At 51.5% G+C, this 19,569-nt stretch carries 15 protein-coding genes and 1 other annotated feature; of the genes, 6 read left to right on the forward strand and 9 right to left on the reverse strand.

All coding sequences use genetic code 11. From position 1 onward, the window contains the following. Positions 1–88 precede the first annotated feature (88 nt). A complete protein-coding gene (locus OGY83_RS15990; RefSeq protein WP_286636299.1) occupies positions 89–3,397 on the forward strand; it encodes a DEAD/DEAH box helicase in 3,309 nt (1,102 codons plus the stop codon). A gap of 102 nt (positions 3,398–3,499) precedes the next feature. On the opposite strand, the gene dnaJ is transcribed toward OGY83_RS15990, so the two are convergent. Together dnaJ and dnaK are read right to left on the reverse strand one after the other, a co-directional pair. After that, the gene (gene dnaJ / locus OGY83_RS15995) at positions 3,500–4,630 is read right to left on the reverse strand and encodes a molecular chaperone DnaJ (protein ID WP_194211681.1); all 1,131 of its coding nucleotides are present in this window, start codon (positions 4,628–4,630) and stop codon (positions 3,500–3,502) included. Between the two features lie 85 nt (positions 4,631–4,715). After that, positions 4,716–6,638, reverse strand: a complete 1,923-nt coding sequence (dnaK, locus tag OGY83_RS16000; RefSeq protein WP_003829739.1) for a molecular chaperone DnaK — start codon at positions 6,636–6,638, stop codon at positions 4,716–4,718. A 384-nt stretch (positions 6,639–7,022) separates the two neighbouring features. Here dnaK and OGY83_RS16005 point away from each other — a divergent pair, with 384 nt between their 5' ends. The 3 genes from OGY83_RS16005 to satP all read left to right on the forward strand — a co-directional run bounded on the left by OGY83_RS16005 (position 7,023) and on the right by satP (position 8,890). Continuing rightward, positions 7,023–7,427, forward strand: a complete 405-nt coding sequence (locus OGY83_RS16005) for a DUF2541 family protein (RefSeq protein ID WP_123268673.1) — start codon at positions 7,023–7,025, stop codon at positions 7,425–7,427. Between the two features lie 34 nt (positions 7,428–7,461). Then, complete coding sequence (gene msyB, locus OGY83_RS16010; protein WP_079937137.1) at positions 7,462–8,175, forward strand: acidic protein MsyB; 714 nt, start codon at positions 7,462–7,464, stop codon at positions 8,173–8,175. A 148-nt stretch (positions 8,176–8,323) separates the two neighbouring features. After that, the gene (gene satP, locus OGY83_RS16015) at positions 8,324–8,890 is read left to right on the forward strand and encodes an acetate uptake transporter (protein WP_003829744.1); all 567 of its coding nucleotides are present in this window, start codon (positions 8,324–8,326) and stop codon (positions 8,888–8,890) included. Positions 8,891–8,924: 34 nt separating this feature from the next. On the opposite strand, the gene OGY83_RS16020 is transcribed toward satP, so the two are convergent. The 3 genes from OGY83_RS16020 to tal form a co-directional block, all read right to left on the reverse strand. After that, the gene (locus OGY83_RS16020) at positions 8,925–10,232 is read right to left on the reverse strand and encodes an MFS transporter (protein WP_286636301.1); all 1,308 of its coding nucleotides are present in this window, start codon (positions 10,230–10,232) and stop codon (positions 8,925–8,927) included. Positions 10,233–10,356: 124 nt separating this feature from the next. Then, on the reverse strand, positions 10,357–10,944 hold the full coding sequence (mog, locus tag OGY83_RS16025) for a molybdopterin adenylyltransferase (protein WP_286636303.1): 588 nt from the start codon (positions 10,942–10,944) through the stop codon (positions 10,357–10,359). 110 nt (positions 10,945–11,054) lie between these two features. Continuing rightward, entirely contained in the window at positions 11,055–12,008 is a 954-nt protein-coding gene (tal, locus tag OGY83_RS16030; RefSeq protein WP_003829752.1) for a transaldolase, read from the reverse strand. A gap of 273 nt (positions 12,009–12,281) precedes the next feature. Between tal and OGY83_RS16035 the strand changes: the two genes are divergently transcribed. Both OGY83_RS16035 and yaaA read left to right on the forward strand, forming a co-directional pair. Further along, positions 12,282–13,712, forward strand: coding sequence for an alanine/glycine:cation symporter family protein (locus tag OGY83_RS16035; protein ID WP_286636304.1), 1,431 nt, complete (start codon positions 12,282–12,284; stop codon positions 13,710–13,712). A gap of 77 nt (positions 13,713–13,789) precedes the next feature. Then, positions 13,790–14,563 carry a peroxide stress protein YaaA gene (gene yaaA / locus OGY83_RS16040; RefSeq protein WP_079937142.1) on the forward strand — a complete coding sequence of 258 codons (774 nt, stop codon included), beginning with the start codon at positions 13,790–13,792 and terminating at the stop codon, positions 14,561–14,563. An 83-nt stretch (positions 14,564–14,646) separates the two neighbouring features. On the opposite strand, the gene thrC is transcribed toward yaaA, so the two are convergent. From thrC to thrL, 4 genes are all read right to left on the reverse strand, one after another. Further along, on the reverse strand, positions 14,647–15,933 hold the full coding sequence (gene thrC / locus OGY83_RS16045) for a threonine synthase (RefSeq protein WP_137371155.1): 1,287 nt from the start codon (positions 15,931–15,933) through the stop codon (positions 14,647–14,649). 3 nt (positions 15,934–15,936) lie between these two features. Next, positions 15,937–16,866 (reverse strand): homoserine kinase, encoded by a 930-nt coding sequence (gene thrB, locus OGY83_RS16050; protein ID WP_079937144.1) that lies wholly within the window; start codon positions 16,864–16,866, stop codon positions 15,937–15,939. A 1-nt stretch (position 16,867) separates the two neighbouring features. Then, a complete protein-coding gene (gene thrA, locus OGY83_RS16055) occupies positions 16,868–19,330 on the reverse strand; it encodes a bifunctional aspartate kinase/homoserine dehydrogenase I (RefSeq protein ID WP_079937145.1) in 2,463 nt (820 codons plus the stop codon). Between the two features lie 23 nt (positions 19,331–19,353). After that, positions 19,354–19,480, reverse strand: a sequence feature (Thr leader region). After that, entirely contained in the window at positions 19,410–19,475 is a 66-nt protein-coding gene (gene thrL, locus OGY83_RS16060) for a thr operon leader peptide (protein ID WP_032337689.1), read from the reverse strand. It overlaps the preceding feature by 66 nt. Positions 19,481–19,569 lie beyond the last annotated feature (89 nt).

A 19,569-nucleotide genomic window follows, 5' to 3' on the forward strand; every position in this document is an offset into this window, starting at 1 on the left:
ACAATATCCGCCACTTAGATCTACTAAAAATTCTGGATCAGAGTATTCTCGTATTCATTGATATTAGGATAATAATCAAAGAGCTAAGATGGATTCGACACCTCGCCCACAAGAAATACTGAGAACCTGGCAACGTATTGAATTTTTTCAGCCTTATACGCTTGAAAAAAAAGATAAAAGCCTGCTTATTTCACTAAAAAAACTAATTACATTAGGTGATGCTTCACTTCCGTGGCATTCAGACAAATTACGCCAGCAATATAACATTCCATCTAAGGCATCATTTATTGTCCACGTAGGATTATTCGAGAAAAATATCGTCAGCAGCCTCAGTCAGGAGGTTCTTGGAACAAATGAGGAACATGACGAAGAATGCGAACAGCGCCTGAATCAGGAAGGGACAACCTGTTTTGCTAAGATGCAGTTGAATGGAGAAGGCGCACCCGCGAGTGATAAACTGTCAGTAAGTTCGCTACCCTGGGCGTTGGGCCACCTAAAAAAACGTCAATTTCATAAACTCGACTCATCAGTCTTCGCAGCCGATTGTATGCATCTTGCCAATACCTTCAATGATTTCTGCGTTACGCTAGAACCCGTTAGGGAAAAAGGCCCAGGAGTACTGCGCGCGAGCGATATTCTCACACTGCTCGACCTTCATTTAACATCTTGGGCAGACTTTAAACCTGAATGGCAATATGCAATACAAATTGACTGGTTTAATGGCAACAGCGAAAGTCAGGACACGGAACAAGAAGAAGCTAGCGAAACGGAAGACCTCATAAGCGACAATGAAAAGACATTAGTACTTCCTATCTTAAATAGCTTCTTTTTTGAGGATATTGAAGATGCAATGTCATCATTGGAAGACACTCGATGCCGAACACTCAATACTTACCTCACTCACCGTGTTCACAGAAACCCTGATCTCTATTCTCAGGAAGGACTAACAGCCATTATCGATAAGCTGCATCCGACTAAAATGCCTCTGGGGCGTTGGCCTTCGGAGCCAGAGCACGCGATGTCATTAATGCAGCAGTTTGCAATTAACACGGCGGTAGAAGAGCTTGCTGAAGGTGGATTACTATCAGTAAATGGGCCTCCGGGAACGGGGAAAACGACGTTGCTGCGTGATTTAGTTGCGCATAATGTCGTTGAACGAGCGAGAGTCCTTGCGGGCTTCAGTAATGTGGAAGATACGCTGACCCATGAAGGCTTTATCGTCCCGGAGCTGACCGGTTTCGAAATGATTGTGGCCTCATCCAATAATGCAGCCGTAGAAAATATCTCTAACGAATTACCGCAAAAGAAATCGCTGGCCGAAGAATTTCGTTCTCTTGACTATTTGTCGCCGACCGCAAATCAAGTTGCAGCAAAATCCCTACCCAAATCTGCACATAAAAGAGATAAAGATGGAAAAGGAACTGAGCGTAATTACCATCTCTTTCGTCCTCTTGCGACAGAAAAACAGTGTTGGGGATTAATTTCAGTAGCTCTTGGAAGAAAAACAAATCGTACAAAATTCGCCCAAAGACTACTGTTTGATGAGCATTTTTTACGCGACACATCAGTCGAAATGGCTAGACCGGACAACGAAAACTTTCTCAGCCTTTGGCGCTGGAAGTCTTGCCACAATAAACTCTCTTTCACCGCAGCAAAGCAGCATTTCATTCACTGCCTGAAAACAACAGAAGAGCTGCAAAAACAGTTAGCAGAATTAGCTGAACTGCTGGCAAAAAAACCTGACTGTTCATCTGATGTTTTATCTTCGGACATGGCAAAAGCGGCAGTGCGATGTGAAGAGCGGCTTAGCGCACTTAAGGAATTTGAAGCTGAGCGGGACGTAATTGAAAAACAAATTCAGCATGCCAGGCAACAGCAAAAAATAGAGGAAGCCGATGCACCTGGACTGCTGACTCGTTTGCTCAATCGTAAAAAGGTACAGACTTACCAGACATCATTACGTAACACACAACAGCATCTTTTAATGCTTAGCGCATCATTAATACACAAAACACAGCACGTTGCTGAACAGCGTAAACAACTGAATGAGGTAGACACCCAAAAACGCCGCTTACAGCAAGAAATAGACAGGATCGCCCTGCAGCGTGAGGAAATAGAACAAAAATTGCGGGGCCTGAAGGATAAGTTTTCAGGAATAGCTCTACCTGATAGCCATATACCCATCGATAATGCTGGCTTACAGCGCACCGCATTCTGGCAAAACGCTCAGATCAACCGCCAACGCTCACTGTTGTTTATGGCTGCGATGGATCTTCATCAAGCCTGGCTTTACGAGGCAATGGGGAGCGTTGATCGCTTTAGAGAAATGTTCCTGCTCCGCCTGAGGAATTTTTTAAATTCCCCTCATCTTGAGCCCACGCCACTCCCCTGGTGGCAAACGTTATGCATGTTTGTCCCGGTACTCTCTACAACCTTTGCCTCAGTGGGACGTATGCTTCATGGAGTAAAAGGCGGCGAGCTTGGCTGGGTTATGATCGATGAAGCTGGCCAGGCATCACCTCAACAGGCCGTCGGCGCTATCTGGCGCGCCAAACGCGTACTCGTTGTGGGCGATCCATTACAGATTGAGCCTGTATTCACCACCTCTCCATCACTGGTTAGGCACCTTTGTCAGGACCTTCTACACGAGCATGCTGAAAAGTGGAATCCAGAAAAGCTCTCAGTCCAACAGGTTGCCGATCGCGTCAATCATTGGGGCTGTAAATTAGAGATGATGAACAATAACATCTGGATTGGGATCCCATTATGGGTACATCGCCGTTGTATCGAACCCATGTTCAGTATTGCTAATAAACTGGCATACAATAATCGGATGATTCACGGGCTTGATACAGAAAAAATCTGCAGTCGTCTCGTCAATGGCGAACTTGAAAACCACTGGTTGGTTTCAAGAGGGGGTTTGGGAGACAAGCAGTACCGAGATAGTCACGGTCAAAGCCTGATTACGCTGCTGGACCGTCTACTCACGGAAAATATAGAGCTGGGGTCTATTTACGTTATTACCCCATTCAAGGCTGTTAAATATGCGTTGTTGGAACTGATTGAACAAAGAGAGCTGGCCAGCTGGCAACAATACTCACCACGACTAAAACATAAAGAAATTAAAGAGTGGCAAAAAAGCTGTGTTGGTACAGTCCATACTTTTCAGGGGAAAGAAAATGACATCGTTATTTTTGTTCTCGGATGTGATGTACACAATCGCGGCGGCGCAGAATGGGCTTCGAGCAAACCTAATCTTCTGAACGTGGCCCTTACCCGGGCTAAAAAACACATTTTTGTTATTGGAGACCCATTGGTATGGAAGACATTACCCGGATTTGCAAGTGTCGCACATACCTTACCGGAGAAAGCAGAGACAAATATCATTGTTGAATAGGTAAGTCTGCAACGTGTCAACGCTATTCAGGACGGGTCAAACTCAAAATAAAAGCCTGAGATCTTTCAATCTCAGGCTTTTTATCAAATTGAAGGCACTGAATTAGCGCGTCAGATCGTCAAAGAACTTCTTCACACCGTCGAAGAAACTTTTGGAGCGCGGACTGTTTTGTTCGCCGGTCGGGCCGCCAAAGCTATCCTGCAGATCTTTGAGCAGTTGCTTCTGCTTGTCGTTCAGGCCTACTGGGGTTTCAACCACCACGCGGCACAGCAGGTCGCCCTGAGCGCCACCGCGTACAGACTTGACGCCCTTTCCACGCATGCGGAAAAGTTTGCCAGTTTGCGTTTCGCCCGGAATTTTTAGCTTCACGCGACCGTCCAGCGTCGGGACTTCAATCTCGCCGCCAAGCGCTGCCATCGCAAAGTTAATCGGTACTTCGCAGTACAGGTTATTGCCTTCACGTTCGAAAATTGGGTGCTGTTTTACCTGCACCTGAACGTACAAATCACCTGCTGGCGCACCATGTTCACCGGCTTCACCTTCGCCCGCTAAACGAATACGGTCGCCGGTATCAACCCCTGCCGGGATCTTAACGGACAGCGTTTTGCTTTTCTCAACGCGACCATGACCGTGGCATTTGTTGCACGGATCTTTGATCAGCGTACCGCGGCCCTGGCAGTGTGGACAGGTCTGTTGTACGGCAAAAAAGCCCTGACGCATCTGTACCTGACCAGAACCGTGACAGGTTGGACAGGTCTGCGGCTGAGTGCCTGCCTTCGCACCGCTGCCGTGGCAGACGTCACACTCTTCCAGCGTAGGAATACGGATCTCTTTGGTGACGCCACGCACGGCTTCTTCCAGAGTGAGATCCATGTTGTAACGTAAATCAGCACCACGTGAGGCGCGCTGACGACCACGACCGCCGCCAAAGATATCGCCAAACACGTCACCAAAGATATCGCTGAAGTCAGCCCCGCCGCCAAAACCGCCGCCGCCCATGCCGCCTTGCTCAAACGCTGCATGACCGTACTGATCGTAAGCCGCACGTTTTTGCGCATCGGTCAGGATCTCGTACGCTTCTTTGATTTCTTTAAACTTGGCTTCGGCCTCTTTATCACCCTGGTTGCGGTCCGGGTGAAATTTCATGGCCAGGCGCTTGTAGGCCTTTTTGATTTCACGCTCTTCCGCTGATTTGGAAACGCCTAAAATCTCGTAATAGTCTTGCTTAGCCATCTCTTTTTATCTGCCCCTAACATGCGTGCACGGGCGGAGAGGAAACCTCTTCGCCCGTGCCAGTAATTACCCGTTCAAAGGGCGATTATTTTTTGTCTTTCACTTCTTCAAACTCGGCGTCGACAACATCGTCATCTTTCGCGTTGTTTGCAGAAGCATCAGCGCCTGCTGCACCAGCCTGCTGCTGTGCGTGCTGCTGCTGAGCGATTTCCATCAGTTTCTGGGAAACCTGTGCCAGCGCCTGCATTTTCGCTTCGATATCCGCTTTGTCTTCGCCTTTCAGAGAAGTTTCCAGCGCGGTCAGTGCAGACTCGATGGCAGTTTTGTCGTCAGCTGGCAGTTTGTCGCCTGCTTCTTCAACCTGCTTGCGAGTGCTGTGCAGCAGATGATCACCCTGGTTACGGGTCTGAACCAGCTCTTCAAACTTACGGTCAGATTCTGCGTTCGCTTCTGCTTCGCGAACCATTTTCTGAATTTCTTCTTCGTTCAGACCAGAAGAAGCCTTGATGGTGATCTTCTGCTCTTTACCGCTGTTTTTGTCTTTCGCGGAAACGTGCAGGATACCGTCGGCATCGATGTCAAAAGTAACTTCGATCTGCGGCATACCGCGCGGAGCCGGGCTGATACCATCCAGGTTAAACTGACCCAGATCTTTGTTATCAGCGGCGCGTTTACGTTCACCCTGCAGCACGTGGATGGTTACCGCAGACTGGTTGTCTTCAGCGGTAGAGAACACCTGGCTGTGCTTGGTCGGGATAGTGGTGTTTTTCGCGATCAGTGGAGTCATCACACCACCCATGGTTTCGATACCCAGAGACAGCGGGGTAACGTCCAGCAGCAGCACGTCTTTCACATCACCGGTCAATACACCACCCTGAACGGCAGCACCGATTGCCACTGCTTCGTCCGGGTTAACGTCTTTACGCGGCTCTTTACCGAAGAACTCAGCAACTTTCTTCTGTACCATCGGCATACGAGTCTGACCACCAACCAGGATAACGTCCTGAACGTCGGAAACAGACAGACCAGCATCCTGCAGAGCAACTTTCAGCGGCTCGATAGAACGGTTAACCAGGTCTTCAACCAGGCTTTCCAGTTTCGCACGGGTCACTTTGATGTTCATGTGTTTCGGACCAGTCGCGTCTGCAGTAATGTACGGCAGGTTCACGTCGGTCTGCTGAGCGGAAGACAGTTCGATCTTCGCTTTCTCAGCGGCTTCTTTCAGACGCTGCATCGCCAGCGGGTCATTACGCAGATCGATACCCTGATCTTTCTTAAATTCGTCAACCAGGTAGTTGATCATACGGCTGTCGAAGTCTTCACCACCCAGGTGGGTATCACCGTTGGTTGCCAGAACTTCGAAGGTTTTTTCGCCGTCAACTTCGTCGATTTCGATAATAGAGATATCGAAAGTACCACCACCGAGGTCATAAACCGCGATAGTACGGTTGCCGACTTCTTTATCCAGACCGTAAGCCAGTGCCGCCGCGGTCGGTTCGTTGATGATACGTTTTACTTCCAGACCTGCGATACGGCCAGCATCTTTGGTTGCCTGACGCTGAGCATCGTTGAAGTATGCAGGTACGGTAATAACCGCTTCAGTTACCGGTTCGCCCAGGTAATCTTCAGCCGTTTTCTTCATTTTTTTCAGCACTTCAGCAGAAATCTGCGGCGGTGCCATTTTCTGACCTTTTACGTCAATCCATGCATCACCGTTGTCAGCACCGATGATTTTGTACGGCATGATGGCTTCATCACGCTGTACTTCTTCGTCCTGGAAGCGGCGGCCAATCAGGCGTTTAATCGCAAACAGGGTGTTTTGCGGGTTTGTCACTGCCTGACGTTTAGCCGGCTGACCAACCAGAGTTTCACCATCCTGGGTATAAGCAATGATAGAAGGCGTGGTGCGATCGCCCTCGGCGTTCTCCAGCACACGTGCAGTAGTGCCATCCATAATCGCTACACAAGAGTTGGTAGTACCCAGGTCGATACCAATAATTTTACCCATCTAAACGTCTCCACTAAAAATTCGGTCATCATGTGGTTGTGAATCTGTAATAAGGGCGAAACGTGCGGTTTCAACTACCCTGAATCGTTTTTTTTTCAGACTCACCACTGCGGTTGTCTACAAGATGGGGTCGTAACCCACGTCATCAAGGGGGGCATGAAAATTTTTTTTAGCCTTGTGGCAATAAAATCACAGAAAAAAGGCTAAAAGATTAAAAAATGAATAGTTGCCAACCAGAATTAATTCGCACCACCAATTAAATAAATAAAGCCATTCATATAAAAATTGTAATAAAAAGAAAAGATTACGAGCATGAATCGTTTCTCCGGCGGCGGTAAGATGGTCTGAAGTTACGCACTTTTGCAGCCGCCAAAGAGAAATTCCATGAAATCCGTGTTAACCCTTTCCACCAGCCTGCTTATGGGCCTGCTGCTGAGCAGCGCCGCGCACGCTAACGATCATAAAGTTCTGGGTATGATTGCGATGCCCCGCAACGCAACCAACGATCTCACGCTGAGAATTCCCGTTTGCCGGGTTGTAAAACGCATTCAGCTCACCGCCGATCGCGGCGATATTAAACTTAACGGCGCATCCGTCTACTTCAAAGCAGTACGCACTTCCAGCCAAAGCCTGAACGTCCCGTCATCCATTAAAGAGGGACAAACGACCAACTGGATCAATATTAATAGCGATAACGACAATAAACGCTGCGTGTCCAAAATCACCTTCTCAGGCCAGTCGGTAAACTCCTCTGATATGGCAACGCTGAAAGTTATTGGCGACGACTAATTTCACTCATTTTTATACAGAAGCCATAGAAAACATGAATGTCACGTATTTGAATGACGACGATCTCGACTTTCTTCAGCATTGTAGTGAGGAGCAACTCGCCAATATTACCCGCCTGCTTACGCATAATGAAAAAGGGAAAGCCCGTCTGTCGAGCGTACTGAGCCACAACGAATTATTTAAATCGATGGAAGGACACCCGGAGCAGCACCGCCGTAACTGGCAGTTGATTGCCGGCGAGCTTCAGCATTATGGTGGCGACAGCATTGCCAATAAACTCCGTGGGCATGGAAAACTGTATCGGGCCATTTTGCTTGATGTTTCGAAGCGCCTGAAGCTTAAAGCCGACAAAGAGATGTCCACGTTCGAAATCGAACAATATCTGCTGGAACACTTTTTACGTAATGCCTGGCAAAAAATGGATGCGGAGCATAAACAGGCCTTTTTGCAGGCGGTTGATGCAAAAGTCTCTGAGTTGGAAGAACTTTTGCCGCTATTAATGCAGGATCGTCATCTGGCAACGGGTGTATCTCACCTGCTCTCCAGCCAGCTTAGCAAGATCCTACGCACACACGCCGCCGTAAGCGTCATCGGGCACGGATTGCTGCGTGGAGCCGGACTTGGCGGCCCGGTCGGCGCCGCAGTAAACGGGGTTAAAGCGGTGAGCGGCAGCGCCTATCGCGTGACGATCCCGGTAGTACTACAAATCGCCTGTCTGCGCAGAATGATCAACCACGCGCAAGCGTGATGCCCATCACAGGGAAAATATTTCATTTTCCCTTCGTTAGATCATAGACAGTGCCCTCTCCCCTGATTATCATGCCGCGCCCCAAAGACAGTGATCGTTATTTGGGGAAACTATTTCACCATTCAATCAATGATGATTTTGAGGAATTATGGGCAACACTAAGTTGGCTAATCCGGCACCGCTGGGCCTGATGGGCTTTGGCATGACCACCATTCTGCTTAACCTGCACAACGCGGGTTTCTTCGCCTTTGACGTTATTATTCTGGCGATGGGCATTTTCTACGGCGGAATCGCGCAAATTTTTGCCGGTCTGCTGGAATATAAAAAAGGCAACACCTTCGGTTTAACCGCCTTTACCTCCTACGGTTCGTTCTGGCTGACGCTGGTTGCAATCCTGATCATGCCGAAAATGGGCCTGGCGGATGCAACCAATGGTCAGTTCCTGGGCGTGTACCTGGGTCTGTGGGGCGTGTTCACACTGTTCATGTTCTTCGGCACGCTGAAAGCTAACCGCGCGTTGCAGTTTGTCTTCCTGAGCTTGACAGTGCTGTTCGCACTGCTGGCGGTTGGCAACATTGCAGGTAACGAAGCGATCATTCACGTTGCTGGCTGGATTGGCTTAGTGTGTGGCGCAAGCGCCATTTACCTGGCGATGGGTGAAGTGCTGAACGAACAGTTTGGCCGTACCATCCTGCCGATCGGTGAAGCGCACTAATCTGACGCTATCCCCCCGAACGGGGGGATACTCCTTACAAGCGCTGTAACTCTCCCTGTACGCTCGTATCGCGATGATAAATATCCTGTCGCAGCCAAATCCCCAGACCTAACCCCACCAGCGATAACGCCAGCACATACCAGGCCGGAGCCATTGGCGACACGCTCATTAACATCGTCACGGCGATTGGTGTCAGACCACCAAAAATGGCGTACGACACGTTGTAAGAAAAGGAGATTCCGGTAAAGCGGACCTCTGCCGGAAACGCCCGCACCATCACATAAGGCACTGCTCCCACCACACCAACGCACAACCCTACCAGCCCGTATAACAAGAACAAGTGCTGAGGATGGCTGCCGGTCAGTTGATAGAAAAACCAGCTTGAACAGGCCAGCAGCAGGCTGCCGACAATAAAGGTTTTGCTGGCGCCGACCCGGTCGACAATAAACCCGGCCAGCAGACACCCGACGCACAGCATAATGGTGGCGACACTGTTGGCCTGTAACGTTAGCGCGGGTGCAAAGCCATACTGCTTCTGCAACCAGACTGGCGACATCAGGATCACCACCACAATCCCGGCCGATAACAGCCAGGTCAGCAGCATGGAAATGACCACCGCTTTTTTATGCTTGCTCACCACCGACTTCACCGGTAGCTCTTGCGCCAGCGCTTTACGCTGCTGCATTTCGAGGAAGATGGGCGTTTCCTGCAACCAGCGACGCAGGTACATCGCCACCAGCCCAAACACGCCACCCAACAGGAACGGGATACGCCAGCCGTAGTCATGCACCGCCTGCTGCGTCAGACTGGTATTCACCAGCGTTGCAACCACCGATCCCAGCAGAATCCCTACCGTCAGCCCGGCGGTCAGCGTGCCACAGGCAATGCCGATGCGGCGCTCCGGTACGTGTTCCGCCACGAACACCCACGCGCCCGGCACTTCTCCGCCGATGGCAGCGCCTTGCAAAATACGCATCAGCAGTAACAGCAGCGGCGCGAGGATCCCCATTGAGGCGTAGGTAGGCAAAAGACCAATCGCCAGCGTCGGTATCGCCATCAGCAAAATGCTCAGGGTGAACATTTTTTTACGCCCGACCAGATCGCCAAAGTGCGCCATGATGATGCCTCCCAGCGGACGCGCCAGATATCCGGCGGCAAAAATGCCGAAGGTTTGCACCTGACGTAGCCATTCAGGAATGTCTGCCGGGAAGAAGAGTTCGCCAACAACAGCGGCAAAGAAGACGAAGATAATGAAATCATAAAACTCAAGCGCACCGCCGAGAGCAGCAAGCGTAAGAGTTTTATAATCCTGGCGATTCAGCGGTCGAGTGTGTTGTGACATAGCAAACCATAAGTCAGTGGAGTTATTGAATCTGTCTGTCGATATATGTAAAGCAAAAATTACTATATCGTAAACAATTCAATACTCCACCATCATTGGCACTTATGTCACGATCGGCCTACTTTCAGGCGTTTGTATCGAGTATTGCGCTTTTAGGGCGAAAAGATGCTACAACAGCCGGTGCGGTTTCCACATACGGCCCATCCAGCAACTGTATACAATACGGTACACTTGCAAATATACCCGGCACGATAACCTTACCGTCGGCATCTTTCACGCCTTCCAGCGTTTCTTTGATCGATTTTGGCTGGCCAGGCAGATTCAGGATCAACGCCTGTTTACGAATCACACCAACCTGGCGGGAGAGAATAGCCGTTGGCACAAAGTGCAGGCTTATCTGGCGCATCTGCTCGCCAAAGCCCGGCATCTGGCGGTCGGCTACGGCAAGCGTGGCATCAGGCGTTACGTCGCGACGGGCCGGGCCCGTTCCACCGGTAGTCAGCACCAGATGACAGCTCATTTCATCAACCAGCTCACATAAGGTCTGTTCGATGATCGCCTGTTCATCCGGGATCAACCGCGTTTGCAGCTCAAAAGGGGTGGTAAGGGCAGATGCCAGCCACTCTTCAAGGGCCGGGATGCCTTTATCCTGGTAAACGCCGCTGGAAGCACGGTCAGAAATGGAAACCAGGCCAATGCGTAAAGTATTCATGATTATTCCGTTTAAACAGTCTCGTTAAACAGAATGATACACTGCGAAGGGAAGGACAGACAGGTTTCAGAAGAGGTAGCGTGACCCCTGTCAGGGCCACGCGTTAATGATTACAGCAGATCGCCGATCATTTTTTCCAGTTTACCCTGGTCTACAGCAAACTTACGGATACCGTCCGCCAGTTTGTCTACAGCCATCGGATCCTGGTTGTGCTGCCACAGGAACTCAGCTTCGGTGATGCGTGCAGGACGCGCTTTCACTTCGCCAGAGAAGGACAGTTTACGTTCGATAGTACCTTCGCTTTCCGCCAGCTCTTTCAGCAGTGCCGGTGCAATCGTCAGACGATCGCAGCCTGCCAGCTCAATGATTTCGCCGACGTTACGGAAGCTCGCACCCATCACCACGGTTTCGTAACCGTGCTGTTTGTAGTACTCGTAGATTTCAGTTACGGAAACCACACCCGGATCTTCTGCCGGTGCATACTCTTTCTTGTCGGTGTTAGCTTTGTACCAGTCCAGAATACGACCAACAAACGGAGAAATCAGGTATACGCCTGCTTCGGCACATGCGCGCGCCTGCGCGAAGGAGAACAGCAGAGTCAGGTTACAGTTGATGCCTTCTTTTTCCAGCTGCTCAGCGGCACGAATGCCCTGCCAGGTTGAAGCCAGTTTGATCAGAATGCGATCGTTGCTGATGCCAGCATCGTTGTACATTTTGATCAGACGTTTTGCTTTCGCGATGGACGCGTCGGTGTCGTAGGACAGACGAGCGTCAACTTCAGTAGAGATACGACCCGGGACCAGTTTCAGGATCTCCAGACCGATATTTACTGCCAGTTTGTCGGTCGCGTCGACGATCTGCTGCGCGCGGTCGTTGCTCTGCTGCTTAGCCCAGGCTACAGCGTCATCAATCAGCTTGCGGTATTCTGGGATCTGCGCTGCGTTAAGAATGAGAGAAGGGTTAGTTGTGGCATCCTGAGGCTGATACAGCTTCATTGCCGCGATGTCTCCGGTGTCGGCCACTACTGTGGTGAACTGACGAAGGGAGGTCAATTTGTCCGTCATGATAGCGATTCTCTTTAAACAGCTTGTTAGGGGGATGTAACCGATCTTCCCTGATGATAGCACGACGCACTCTCAGCGCAACCGCCTGGATTGTCCGACCAGCCGCTCAGCCCTGATTACGCATCTCACAGCCCGTGATGCGCAATTAAGGATATAACGATTGTTATGATAAACTCCCGCAATCAATCTGCTTATAAGGTATATACTGGTCGATAATTGGTAGCGCTTACACGGGATTATTCGCGCTTACCGGCATCAACAAGAGGGATGTTAATGCCTGATTTTTTCTCATTTATTAATGAAATACTCTGGGGTTCGGTGATGATCTACCTCCTGCTTGGCGCAGGATGTTGGTTCACCTGGCGTACAGGGTTCGTGCAGTTCCGCTACATTCGCCAGTTTAGCAAAAGTCTTAAAAACAGCATCAGCCCGCAACCGGGTGGTTTAACTTCCTTTCAGGCTTTGTGCACCAGTCTTGCCGCGCGCGTCGGTAGCGGAAATCTGGCGGGTGTGGCGTTGGCGATCGCCGCCGGCGGCGCGGGAGCCATTTTCTGGATGTGGGTCTCGGCGGTCATTGGTATGGCAACGTCATTCGCTGAGTGCTCGCTTGCCCAACTGTACAAAGAACGCGACAGCAAGGGACAGTTTCGCGGCGGTCCTGCATGGTATATGGCCCGTGGGCTGGGCATGCGCTGGATGGGCGTGCTGTTTGCCATCTTTTTGCTCATTGCCTATGGCCTGATTTTTAACAGCGTTCAGGCGAACTCGGTCTCTCGTGCGTTGACCTTTGCTTTTGACATCCCTCCCCTCTTATCCGGTATCACACTGGCAATCGCGTCATTACTGGTCATCGTCGGCGGCATTAAAGGCGTTGCTCGCCTGATGCAATGGTTTGTTCCGATGATGGCGCTGCTGTGGGTTGGTTGCAGTATCGCCATCTGCCTTTGGCATTTTGGACAGCTCCCCGGCATTATCATGACCATCATAAAAAGCGCCTTTGGCTGGCAGGAAGCCGCGGCCGGTGCCGCCGGGTATACGCTGAGCCAGGCGATTGCCAGCGGCTTTCAACGCGGTATGTTCTCGAATGAAGCCGGAATGGGCTCGACCCCGAACGCAGCCGCGTCGGCAGCATCCTGGCCACCGCATCCTGCGGCACAAGGCATTGTGCAAATGATCGGTGTATTAGGTGACACGCTGATTATCTGTACGGCCAGCGCAATGATCATTTTACTGGCGGGTAATGGCACCACTTATGTGCCAATGGAAGGCATCCAGTTGCTGCAAAGAGCCATGGTAACGCTCACGGGTGAATGGGGAGCCGGATTCGTGGCTTTTATTGTGATTCTGTTTGCCTTTAGCTCTATCGTCGCCAACTACATCTATGCGGAAAACAACCTCATTTTCCTGAAGCTGGACAACATGCGCGTCATCTGGCTATTACGTATCGCTACCGTGAGTACCGTTGTTGGGGGAACGTTAGTCAGCTTCCCACTCGTCTGGCAGTTGGCCGACATCATTATGGCTTGTATGGCCATTACTAACCTGACGGCGATTCTGCTGCTTTCTCCGGTTGTCCATACCATAGCCAGCGATTATCTGCGCCAGCGTAAACTCGGAGTGCGCCCAGAATTCGATCCGCGCCGTTATCCTGATATCAGACAACAGCTTGCGCCCGATAGCTGGGATGAAACGCCGCGCGAATAGCGCGGCAATCGCAACCATCGATCAATTCAGTCGTTTTTTTTGCTAAAGTCGCAGTAAATTTCCTGCAAGGACTGGATATGCTGATTCTGATTTCACCTGCAAAAACGCTCGACTACCAAAGCCCGCTGGCAACGACACGTCATACGTTGCCCGAGTTGCTGGATCACTCCCAGCAGCTTATTCACGTGGCGCGCCAGCTCTCTGCACCGCAGATTGGCAAGCTGATGGGGATTAGCGACAAGCTGGCGGATCTGAACGCCACCCGTTTCCATGACTGGCAGCCTGACTTCACGCCGGACAATGCACGTCAGGCCATTCTGGCGTTTAAAGGTGACGTGTATACCGGGCTGCAGGCTGAAACCTTCAGCGAGGCGGATTTCGACTTCGCTCAACAGCATTTACGGATGTTGTCCGGGCTATACGGTGTTTTGCGTCCGTTGGATTTGATGCAGCCTTACCGTCTGGAGATGGGCATTCGTCTGGCTAATGCGAAGGGTAAAGATCTCTACCAGTTCTGGGGAGATACCATCACCGATAAACTTAACGAAGCACTTGAAGCGCAAGGCGACAGCGTGGTGATCAACCTCGCTTCGGATGAGTATTTTAAATCTGTGAAACCGAAAAAGCTCAATGCTGAGCTTATCAAACCGGTCTTCCTTGATGAGAAAAACGGCAAGTTCAAAGTCATCAGCTTCTACGCCAAAAAAGCGCGCGGCCTGATGACTCGCTACATTATTGAGAACCGCTTAACGCAGCCGGAGCAACTGACTGCATTTAACAGTGAAGGCTATTTCTTTGATGAAGAAGCATCAGGGAATGGCGAACTGGTATTTAAACGCCACGAGCAATAATTTACATGCCGGATGACGGCTAACGCCTTATCCGGCATACAGATTTATAGGCCCGCTAAGCAAAGCGCCAGCGGGCACAACCGTTATCCGCGGGTCATCATCAGCTTACGCAGCGCAGCAAAATCAGCAGGCAGGTGGTGAGAAAGCAGCGGCAGGTCCGCACGTTCCGCCAGTTCTTTTGGCAACGCCAGCGTCAGGTCAAGAATTTCTTCAACGCTTTCTTTAAACTTCGCCGGATGCGCAGTACCAAGGAACAGGCCATACTCGCCAGGGTTTAGCTGATCACGCAGCGCGCGGTAAGCCACTGCCGCATGCGGCTCTGAGGTGTAGCCTATCTCATGTAACTCACGCATAGTGTCCTGGGTCGTCGCATCGTCGACAGCGGCATAACCCAGCTCATTCAGACGCCAGATTTTACGGCGGAACAGTTCCTCCACGCGCGGCCAGTTGTTCGGCTGGCTGACATCCATCGCATTCGACAACGTTGCCTGGGTCGCTTTCGGCGCCCACTCACCTTCTGCAAGGAAACGCGGAACCGTATCGTTAACGTTAGTCGCCGCGATAAAACGCTTCACCGGCAAGCCCAGTGATTTCGCCAGCAGCCCGGCGGTCAGATCGCCAAAGTTACCGCTGGGAACGGAAATCACCAGTTGATTACGCGCCTCTTGCGGCAGTTGGGCCACCGCCTCAAAGTAGTAACAGATTTGCGCCAGCAGACGGCTGATGTTAATTGAGTTAGCCGAGTTCAGTCCCAGAGCCACCTTCAGCTCTTCATCATCAAACGCCTGTTTCACCAGCGCCTGGCAGGCATCAAAATCACCATCAATCGCCACAGTTTCAATGTTACCGCCCAGCGTACAGAACAGTTTTTCCTGTAATGGGCTGATCTTGCCGTTCGGGTAGAGGATCACCACGCGTACATTTTTCAGGCCATAAAAGGCATGTGCAACCGCCGCACCGGTATCCCCGGAGGTCGCCGTCAGAATGGTGACCGGTTTGTCGCCGCTGATGTGCGTCAGCATCTGCGCCATAAAGCGCCCGCCAAAGTCTTTAAATGCAAGCGTTGGGCCGTGGAACAGTTCCAGACAGCCGACATCCGTGGCAACCTGAGCAACCGGTGCCGGAAAGGCAAATGCCGCACGCACGCGCTCTTCCAGAATTTCCTGAGGGATCTCGTCACCAATAAATGCGGACAGGATCTTAGCGCTGCGGCTAACAAAGTCCTGGTTCAGCATCTCATCGACTTCTGTCAGATTGAATTCCGGCAAATCATGCGGAAAAAACAATCCCTGATTCTTGCCAAGCCCTTGCGTGACGGCCTGTGCAAAGCTGACCTGTTCGTTGTGATCTTTCAGATTATACAGTTTCATTGATTATCCCAGTACCCGTGCGCCCGCCGTATCCAGCCGGCAAATATGAACAAAGCCTTCCTGATTTTGCAGGTAATTTTTACCCAGCCAGTCTGCTACGCGCTGCGCCGTATCCGGCTTATCGCACAAGGCGAACAGCGTCGGCCCTGAGCCAGATATACCGCTGGCCAGTGCGCCAATTTCGGCTACCGCCTGACGCGCCTGGCTAAAGCCTGGCAGCAAGCGGGTACGATACGGCTCAGCAATGACGTCTTTCATCAGCTTCGCGGCCAGAAGAGGCTGACGGGAATAGCAGGCATGAATGAACCCAGCCAGATGCCGCCCGTGAGCGATACAGTCCTGACGACGATACTGCGCTGGGAGAATCGCCCGCGCTTCTGCCGTCGACACTTTAATCCCCGGATACGCCAGTACCCACAGCCACTCATCAAAGCCTGGCACCTGCTGGCTAATAATGCCGTTTTCTTCAATCATTAACTGCATGCCGCCCAAAAAGCACGGGGCAACGTTATCGTAATGAATACTGCCGGAGATACGCCCTTCAAGCTCGCCCATTATCGCTAACAGGCGCGTATCGTTGAGTGGCTTACCGCAGTGTTCGTTCATGGCGACTAACGCCGCCACGACGGAACAGGCGCTGGAGCCTAACCCGGAGCCAATCGGCATATTTTTTTCCAGCGTCATCGCCACCGGAACGCTTTTACCCAGCTCCTGACAGAATCGCTCCCAGCACTGGTAGACAATGTTTTCTCGCGGCTCAGGCGGCAATTTGTTGGCAAAACGGCCGAGGTTGTTCAGACTAAAATGGTCAGCCGCCTCAACGGACACCACATCGCCCAACAGCGAACCATCCACCGGAGTTACCGCCGCACCGAGCACATCAAACCCGACGCTCATATTGGCACTGGAAGCCGGGGCATAAACTCTCACCATGTCAGACTCCTAACTTCCATGAAAGGGTGCGTAGCAGGTCGGCAAAGACACCCGCCGCCGTCACATCGTTACCCGCGCCATATCCGCGCAGAACCAACGGTAACGGCTGATAATAGTGGCTATAAAACGCCAAGGCGTTTTCACCGTTTTTCACTTTGAACAGCGGATCGTTGCCGTCTACTGCCTCTATTTTCACGCGACAGACGCCGTCCTCTTCAATATTGCCAACATAGCGCAATACTTTCCCCTCATCACGGGCTTTCGCCACGCGCGCGGCAAAGGCGTCATCCAGCTGCGACAATTTCGCCATAAACGCGGAAACATCACCGGAATCATCAAACTCTTTTGGCAGAACCGGCTCAATGACAATGTCAGAAAGCTCCAGCTCACGACCGGTTTCACGGGCCAGGATCAGCAGCTTACGAGCCACATCCATACCAGAAAGATCGTCACGCGGATCGGGTTCGGTATAGCCCATCTCACGCGCCAGGGTTGTGGCCTGCGAGAAGCTCATGCCTTCATCCAGCTTGCCGAAAATAAACGACAATGAGCCAGAAAGAATGCCTGAGAATCGTTGCAGTTCATCGCCCGCGCTGAGCAGATTTTGCAGGTTTTCAATAACCGGCAAGCCCGCGCCCACGTTGGTGTCGTACAGGAATTTACGACGAGACTTCGCGGCGGCAAAACGCAGCTGATGGTAGTAATCCATCGACGACGTGTTGGCCTTTTTGTTCGGCGTAACCACATGGAAGCCTTCGCGCAAAAAGTCGGCATACTGGTCTGCTACCGCCTGGCTTGACGTACAGTCGACAATCACCGGATTGAGCAGATGGTATTCTTTCACCAGACGAATTAAGCGCCCAAGATTGAAAGGCTCTTTCGCGCTCTCCAGCTCCGACTGCCAGTTTTCCAGATTCAGACCGTGGACGTTGGTCAGCAGGGCCTTCGAGTTCGCCACGCCGCACACGCGCAGATCGATATGCTTCTTTTTGAGCCAGGTTTGCTGACGTTTAAGCTGCTCCAGCAGCGCACCGCCCACGCCGCCTACGCCAATCACAAACACTTCAATCACCTGGTCGGTGTTGAACAGCATTTGATGGGTCACGCGTACGCCGGTAGTCGCGTCATCGTTATTCACCACCACCGAAATAGAACGCTCAGACGAGCCCTGGGCGATCGCTACAATATTGATGTTCGCACGAGCCAGCGCGGCAAAGAACTTCGCCGAGATGCCGCGCAGGGTACGCATACCATCGCCAACGACCGAGATGATGGCCAGACGCTCAGTCACCGCCAGCGGCTCCAGCAGGCCTTCTTTCAGTTCGAGATAGAATTCATCCTGCATGGCGCGTTGCGCACGCGCGCAGTCGCCCTGCGGGACGCAGAAGCTGATGCTGTATTCAGAAGAGGATTGGGTGATCAGCACTACCGAGATGCCCGCACGCGACATTGCAGCAAAAACGCGCGCCGCCATGCCCACCATGCCTTTCATTCCAGGGCCGGAGACGCTAAACATCGCCATGTTATTAAGGTTAGAAATACCTTTTACCGGCAAATCATCGTCATCACTGCTGGCACCGATCAGCGTACCGGGCGCTTGTGGATTGCCGGTATTTTTAATCAGGCACGGGATCTGGAACTGGGCAATAGGGGTAATGGTGCGCGGGTGCAGCACTTTGGCGCCGAAGTAAGAAAGCTCCATCGCTTCCTGATAAGACATCGACTTCAGCAGTCGGGCGTCGGGTACCTGACGTGGATCGCAGGTATATACACCGTCCACATCGGTCCAGATCTCACAACAATCAGCGCGCAAACAGGCGGCCAGTACAGCGGCAGAGTAGTCAGAACCATTTCGCCCCAGCACCACTAACTCACCTTTTTCATTTCCGGCGGTAAACCCTGCCATCAGAATCATGTGGTCCGCAGGAATACGGCTGGCGGCAATGCGGCGCGTAGATTCGGCGATATCAACGGTAGATTCGAGGTAATGACCGACTGCCAGCAATTTCTCCACCGGGTCGATGACCGTCACGTTATGCCCGCGTGCTTCCAGCAGGCCTGCCATGATAGCAATCGACATTTTTTCACCACGGCAGATAAGCGCGGCATTGATGCTGTCCGGGCACTGTCCCAGCAGGCTGATGCCGTGCAGGACATGCTTAATCTGGGCAAATTCTTGTTCAACAAAGGCTTTGAGCTGCGCCAGCGGGAAACCCGGCTGTGCGGCGGCAAGACCCACCAACAGCTCAGAGAAAATGCGTTCGGCGTCGCTGATATTGGCTAAAGCATCCTGACCACCGATGGTCTTCTCAATCATTGCCACCAGATGGTTGGTAATTTTTGCGGGGGCAGAAAGAACGGTCGCGACCTGCCCCTGTCTGGCATTGCTTTCCAGAATATCGGCAACCCGCAGAAAGCGCTCTGCATTTGCCACTGATGTACCGCCGAACTTCAACACTCGCATGGTTTACCTCATTGCCTTTGGTCGAAAAAAAAGCCCGCACTGTTTAGGTGCGGGCTTTTTCTTGTGTTTCCTGTACGCGTCAGCCCGCACCGTTACCTGTGGTAATGGTGATGGTTGTGGTAATAGTGATGCTGATGCGTTTCATGATGTTGTGTGCTCTGTAATTATTATCTGTCTGTCTTGTATTCTTTTAGGGTTAAAGTATCTGCTGACCTAAGTCAATAAATTTTTAAATTGAT

Origin of the sequence: Citrobacter sp. Cpo090 (genome assembly GCF_030332665.1) — a bacterium.
GTDB classification, from domain to species: Bacteria; Pseudomonadota; Gammaproteobacteria; order Enterobacterales; family Enterobacteriaceae; genus Citrobacter; species Citrobacter portucalensis.

What these genes read in the sequence shown, in the direction of transcription:
- thrC (WP_137371155.1), bottom strand. Translation starts at nt 15,933, where the DNA reads ATGAAACTGTATAATCTGAAAGATCACAACGAACAGGTCAGCTTTGCA.
- OGY83_RS16035 (WP_286636304.1), top strand. Translation starts at nt 12,282, where the DNA reads ATGCCTGATTTTTTCTCATTTATTAATGAAATACTCTGGGGTTCGGTG.
- thrB (WP_079937144.1), bottom strand. Translation starts at nt 16,866, where the DNA reads ATGGTGAGAGTTTATGCCCCGGCTTCCAGTGCCAATATGAGCGTCGGG.
- msyB (WP_079937137.1), top strand. Translation starts at nt 7,462, where the DNA reads ATGAATGTCACGTATTTGAATGACGACGATCTCGACTTTCTTCAGCAT.
- mog (WP_286636303.1), bottom strand. Translation starts at nt 10,944, where the DNA reads ATGAATACTTTACGCATTGGCCTGGTTTCCATTTCTGACCGTGCTTCC.
- OGY83_RS16020 (WP_286636301.1), bottom strand. Translation starts at nt 10,232, where the DNA reads ATGTCACAACACACTCGACCGCTGAATCGCCAGGATTATAAAACTCTT.
- tal (WP_003829752.1), bottom strand. Translation starts at nt 12,008, where the DNA reads ATGACGGACAAATTGACCTCCCTTCGTCAGTTCACCACAGTAGTGGCC.
- dnaJ (WP_194211681.1), bottom strand. Translation starts at nt 4,630, where the DNA reads ATGGCTAAGCAAGACTATTACGAGATTTTAGGCGTTTCCAAATCAGCG.
- yaaA (WP_079937142.1), top strand. Translation starts at nt 13,790, where the DNA reads ATGCTGATTCTGATTTCACCTGCAAAAACGCTCGACTACCAAAGCCCG.
- satP (WP_003829744.1), top strand. Translation starts at nt 8,324, where the DNA reads ATGGGCAACACTAAGTTGGCTAATCCGGCACCGCTGGGCCTGATGGGC.
- dnaK (WP_003829739.1), bottom strand. Translation starts at nt 6,638, where the DNA reads ATGGGTAAAATTATTGGTATCGACCTGGGTACTACCAACTCTTGTGTA.
- thrA (WP_079937145.1), bottom strand. Translation starts at nt 19,330, where the DNA reads ATGCGAGTGTTGAAGTTCGGCGGTACATCAGTGGCAAATGCAGAGCGC.
- OGY83_RS16005 (WP_123268673.1), top strand. Translation starts at nt 7,023, where the DNA reads ATGAAATCCGTGTTAACCCTTTCCACCAGCCTGCTTATGGGCCTGCTG.
- OGY83_RS15990 (WP_286636299.1), top strand. Translation starts at nt 89, where the DNA reads ATGGATTCGACACCTCGCCCACAAGAAATACTGAGAACCTGGCAACGT.